This window comes from Kitasatospora phosalacinea (assembly GCF_000716545.1).
Taxonomy (GTDB): domain Bacteria; phylum Actinomycetota; class Actinomycetes; order Streptomycetales; family Streptomycetaceae; genus Kitasatospora; species Kitasatospora phosalacinea.
The window spans coordinates 1-4,423 of record NZ_JNWZ01000132.1; the positions used below are offsets into that span (position 1 = coordinate 1).

The following is a 4,423-nucleotide window of genomic DNA, read 5'->3' on the forward strand; positions in this document are numbered from 1 at the left end:
GTGGCGGAGTTGTTCGAGGGGCCGTTGCGGGTGCTGCGGGTGGCGGCGAGCGCGGGGAAGGGGGCGGTGGGGGTGGAGATGGTGTTCTGAGGAGAGGGGCGCCGGGGCGTCAGCGGGCGTGGTGGTCGTTGGCGACCAGGACGCGGGCCAGGCGGGCGGCGGCGGTGGTGACGGCGGGCCAGGCAGGGGAGTTCAGGTGGTCGACGGGCCGGGGGTCGGGCGGGAGGGCGGCGCGGAGGGCGCGCAGGGCGGTGCCGAGGTCCGAGGTGAGGGCGGCCTCCTCGCCGGTGCGCAGGGTGTGGCCGATCCACGGCAGCGGATCGTCGGCGTCGCAGGCCTCGGTGAACAGGGTGGTGAGCAGGGGCGCCGGGTCGAACGCGTCGTCCTGCAGTCCGGGGGCGGCCAGGGTGAGGACCGCGGCCACCAGTTGGTGGCGCAGCGCGGGGAGGGCGGGGCCGCGGTCGGTCACCGGGGGAGCGTACCGGCAGAGGGGGTGAACGGTCAGGCGTAGGGGGCGAGTCGGGGGTCGACGGGGGCGTCGGTCAGGCGGTTGGCGAAGGTGGAGAGGGTGTAGGCGCCGATGCCGAGGACGATCTCCAGGGCGTTGCGCGGGCTGAATCCGTGGGCGAGGAGGGCGGCGAGGTCGGCTTCGGGGACGGCACCAGTGTGGTCGAGGACGGAGTGGACGAAGGCCCGGACGGCTTCCAGCCGGGCGTCGGGGAGCGGCTGTTGGGCGCGCAGGGCGGTGATCAGCTCGGGGTCGGCGGCGAGCCGGGTGAGTACGGCGGTGTGCATGGCGACGCAGACGTGGCAGCCGTTGCGGGTGGCGATGGTGAGGACGATGGTCTCGCGGACCACCGGATCCAGTTCGGTGGTGTCGAAGACGGCGGTCAGCTTGAGGAAGCCGTCGAGGAGTTGGGGCGCGTGGGCGAGGCGGGCGGCGGCGGAGGGCAGGTAGCCGAGGTGGCGGGTGACCTGTTCGAGTTGGCGGCGGGCGGTCGGCGGGGCGGTGTCGGGGGTGAGGTCGGGGAAGTGCGCGCCGGTGGTCGGGGCGGTCGGGGTGGTCGGGGCGTGGGTGGGCATGGGTGTGCCTTTCGAGGCGTGGAGGCGTGCCGGGGCGGCCGGGAGGGCGGGCTCCGGCTGCGCGTCCTAGAATGGACAACGTGGTTGACCAAAACGTAAACCAGGTTGTCGATTCGCGCAACGGAGAACCGGGCGTTCCGGCCCGCCCCGGGTTCGAGCTGCCGCTGCTGCTGTTCGCCGGGTTCCGCACGATCATCGACGAGTTGCACGCCGAACTGGCCCGCCAGGGCCACCCGGACGCGCGGCCCGCGCACGGCTTCGCGCTGCAGGCGATCGGCGTGGACGGGGCCACCGCGAGCGAACTCGGCCGCCGGCTGGGGGTGTCCAAGCAGGCGGCGGGCAAGACCGTGGACCGGCTGGAGGCGCTCGGGTACGCGGAGCGGGCGGACGACCCGCACGACGCCCGGCGCAAACTCGTCCGGTTGACGCCGCGCGGGCTGGACGTGCTGGCCAGGTCGGCGGCCGGGTTCGACGAGATCCGGGCCCGCTGGGCGGCCGCGCTCGGGGAGCACCGACTGCGCGAACTGGAGGACGGCCTCGCGGAGTTGGTCGGCCCGTCCGGGTTCCGGCTGGACGCGGCGGGCTGGTTCACCGGCTGAGCGGAGCCGGACGCCCCCGGCCCGCGGGTGGCGGGCCGGGGGCGGAACGGGGTGGGGCGGGGGCTATGTGCCGTTCTTGTCGGGGCCGGCGGCGAAGGTGATCACGCCGGGGTGGCCGTCGCCGTCCTCGGTGGTCTTCGGCAGCGTGGACGGCTGGTGGACGCCGTCGCCGCCGTTCGCGCCGCCCCCGCCCGGGGCGCCGGTCGGAGGGGTGCCGGTCGGAGGGGTGCCACCGCCTGGGATCGGATGAGGGGAGCGGTGCCCGGCGTCGAGGCGCCGTCAGCGGGCGGCGCGGCGCTCGGCTTCCGTCGCGTCCTCGGCCTCGGCCTGCTCCAGGGTCGGCGCGGTGCCGCCCAGGTGCGCGGGCAGCCACCAGCGGTCGGACGGCCCGGCGGGCTCGGCCGGGTACTCGCGCTGGGCGCGGTCCAGCATCTCGGTCATCGCGGCGCGCAGGCGGCGGGTCACCATGACGGGCTTGTCGGTGGGGGCCAGGTGGATCGGCTCGCCGATCATGATGGTCACCGGGACGTGGCGCTTGGTCAGCGTCTTGGGGTGGCCCTTGGTCCACAACTGCTGGGTGCCCCACAGGATCACCGGCAGCAGCGGGGTGCCCGAGTCGGCGGCCATCCGGGCGGCGCCGGTCTTGAACTTCTTCAGCGTGAACGAGCGGCTGATGGTGGCCTCCGGGAACACCCCGACCACCTCGCCCTCGCGCAGCGCCTTCACCGCCGCCTCGTACGCGGGCTGGCCGTCGGCGCGGTCGACCGGGATGTGCTTCATGCCGCGCATCAGCGGGCCGGAGATCCGGTGCCTGAACACGTCGTCCTTGGCCATGAACCGGGTCTTGCGGCGGGCCACCCGGTACGCGCCGAAGCCGGCGAAGATGAAGTCCAGGTAGCTGATGTGGTTGCTGACCAGGACGGCGCCTCCGGTGGCGGGGACGTGCTCGGCGCCGACGATGGAGATGCGCAGGTCCAGCGCCTTGAAGGCGGCCAGTGCGGTGCGGATCACCGGCGGGTACACGAACTCAGCCACGGTCTGCCCTACTTCCCACGGGCCATGCGCCCGGTCCGGTGGTACCCGGGACGCCTGGGCCGGACCGGGGTCGCGGCACGCCGCGGCGGCCACGGGTGTTTCCCCCGAATGATCCCCCGAACGGGCGCGGTCTGTCACGCCCGTGCGGGGGCGGGGAGGGAACCCTCACACCGGGAACTTTCCGGCGGGCACGCGTTCGGGGGCGGGAGAGGACCCCCGGACGCGCTTCTCAGTGCGCGCGTCGGAGGAGGAGGTAGAACTCGCAGCCCAGGCAGTAGTCGAAGGCGGCGTTGAGGAAGGCGGCGCCCAGGGCCAGGGCGGTGAGGGTCAGGGCGAGCCAGGTCAGGCCGGCGAGGGCGGCGAGAGTGGCGAGGAGGGTGAAGGCGAGGCCGACGTACTGGGCGAAGCGCGGGGGGCGGGGGTCCTCCAGTTCGGCGGGCGGGGTCAGCCGAGGGCGGACGAGGGTGCGGTAGAGCCAGCCGTAGGGGGCGCGGCGGTGGCCGCCGAGCGCGCCGGCGGCGAAGACCGCGGTCTGCAGGGCGAGCAGCGGGGTGCTGCCGGTGACCAGGACGGCGGCCAGGACGAGGCTGGTGAGGACGGCGGCGAAGCGGGGGCCGCGCGGGTCTATGGGTGCGGGGGGCGAGGCGGGCACGGAGGGGCTCCGGGGAGGGGTCGCTGACGGGGGACCGGACGTCGGGGAGGGCGTGCGGTCAGCGACAGCGGGTGGTGCAGGCCCGGCACAGGTCGATCACCCGGCGGCTGGTCAGCCGGGGGGTCGACGACGGGGTGCGGGCGGTCACGGGGGCATGGTACCGGGGCGCGGTTCCCGGGTCCGGGCGCGGGGGCGGTGCACGGGTTTGCCACACTGGGCGGGTGACCGGACTGATCGTGTGCCTGGTGGTGCTGGCGGCGGCCGGCGGGTTCGGAGCGGTGCGCAGGGTGCGGGACGGGAGGCTACGGGTGCGGGGCGGTGCGGACGGCGCGGTGCGGTTGACCGGGGCGGAGCTGGGGGCGCCGTTGGGCGAGCGGGCGACGCTGGTGCAGTTCTCCACCTCGTTCTGCCAGCCGTGCCGGGCGACCCGGCGGACGCTGGCGGAGGTGGCCGGGATGGTGGAGGGCGTCGCGCACGTGGAGGTGGACGCCGAGTCGAGCCTGGAGCTGGTGCGCCGGTTGGAGATCCTGCGGACGCCGACCGTGCTGGTGCTGGACGCGTCCGGCCGGGTGGTGCGGCGGGCGGCGGGGCAGCCGCGGAAGGCGGACGTGATCGCGGCCCTGGGCGAGGCCGTCTGAGCCGGTCGCGGGCCCCGGCGGGGGCGTGGCGCGTTCAATCTCACAGGGGATCTGGCGTGGAGTCAGGTGGCAGGCGGGTCGGGCTGGGGCAGGATGGGCCGGAGGCGGCGGCGCGGTGCCGGGCCGGGGTCGCGGGCAGCGTAAGCTACTGGCGAGTAGTGACGGCTGGGCTACTCGTGAGTATGCTGCCAGGGAGTCCCGGCAGGGCACCTTCGCGCGCTGCTCGGGCCGCGGGCCCCGTTGCGTGGAGCGAGGATCGCTCGGTGGCGCGCGGACAGCCGCCGCAGCCGCCGGATCGGACCAGTAACAGGAGAGCAGGCCGTGAGCTTGAGGATCGTTGTCTGTGTGAAGTACGTGCCCGACGCGACCGGTGACCGTCGCTTCGCGGAGGACGCCACCACGGATCGGGAGGGCGT

The 4,423-nt window shown here is 75.0% G+C and carries 6 protein-coding genes and 1 pseudogene; 3 read left to right on the plus strand and 4 right to left on the minus strand.

Going from position 1 to position 4,423, the window contains the following annotated elements:
- Nucleotides 1-109: 109 nt before the first annotated feature.
- Nucleotides 110-469: an SCO4402 family protein gene (locus OO48_RS33615; protein ID WP_051733386.1), complete on the minus strand. Its 360-nt coding sequence runs from the start codon at nucleotides 467-469 to the stop codon at nucleotides 110-112.
- Between the two features lie 32 nt (nucleotides 470-501).
- Nucleotides 502-1,083: a carboxymuconolactone decarboxylase family protein gene (locus OO48_RS33620; protein WP_033223363.1), complete on the minus strand. Its 582-nt coding sequence runs from the start codon at nucleotides 1,081-1,083 to the stop codon at nucleotides 502-504.
- A 71-nt stretch (nucleotides 1,084-1,154) separates the two neighbouring features.
- Here OO48_RS33620 and OO48_RS33625 point away from each other — a divergent pair, with 71 nt between their 5' ends.
- Entirely contained in the window at nucleotides 1,155-1,682 is a 528-nt protein-coding gene (locus OO48_RS33625; RefSeq protein ID WP_033223365.1) for a MarR family winged helix-turn-helix transcriptional regulator, read from the plus strand.
- Between the two features lie 279 nt (nucleotides 1,683-1,961).
- Here OO48_RS33625 and OO48_RS33630 read toward each other — a convergent pair whose 3' ends face one another.
- The gene (locus OO48_RS33630; RefSeq protein WP_033223367.1) at nucleotides 1,962-2,717 is read right to left on the minus strand and encodes a lysophospholipid acyltransferase family protein; all 756 of its coding nucleotides are present in this window, start codon (nucleotides 2,715-2,717) and stop codon (nucleotides 1,962-1,964) included.
- Nucleotides 2,718-2,946: 229 nt separating this feature from the next.
- Nucleotides 2,947-3,369, minus strand: a complete 423-nt coding sequence (locus OO48_RS33635; protein WP_245194920.1) for a DUF4395 domain-containing protein — start codon at nucleotides 3,367-3,369, stop codon at nucleotides 2,947-2,949.
- A gap of 221 nt (nucleotides 3,370-3,590) precedes the next feature.
- Between OO48_RS33635 and OO48_RS33640 the strand changes: the two genes are divergently transcribed.
- Both OO48_RS33640 and OO48_RS37940 read left to right on the plus strand, forming a co-directional pair.
- Entirely contained in the window at nucleotides 3,591-4,007 is a 417-nt protein-coding gene (locus OO48_RS33640) for a TlpA family protein disulfide reductase (protein WP_033223373.1), read from the plus strand.
- A gap of 321 nt (nucleotides 4,008-4,328) precedes the next feature.
- Nucleotides 4,329-4,423: pseudogene (locus OO48_RS37940) on the plus strand (electron transfer flavoprotein subunit beta); the annotation flags it as partial.

Excerpts from the sequence above, each read along its gene's own strand:
- OO48_RS33620 (WP_033223363.1), bottom strand. The coding sequence starts at position 1,083 with ATGCCCACCCACGCCCCGACCACCCCGACCGCCCCGACCACCGGCGCG.
- OO48_RS33625 (WP_033223365.1), top strand. The coding sequence starts at position 1,155 with ATGGACAACGTGGTTGACCAAAACGTAAACCAGGTTGTCGATTCGCGC.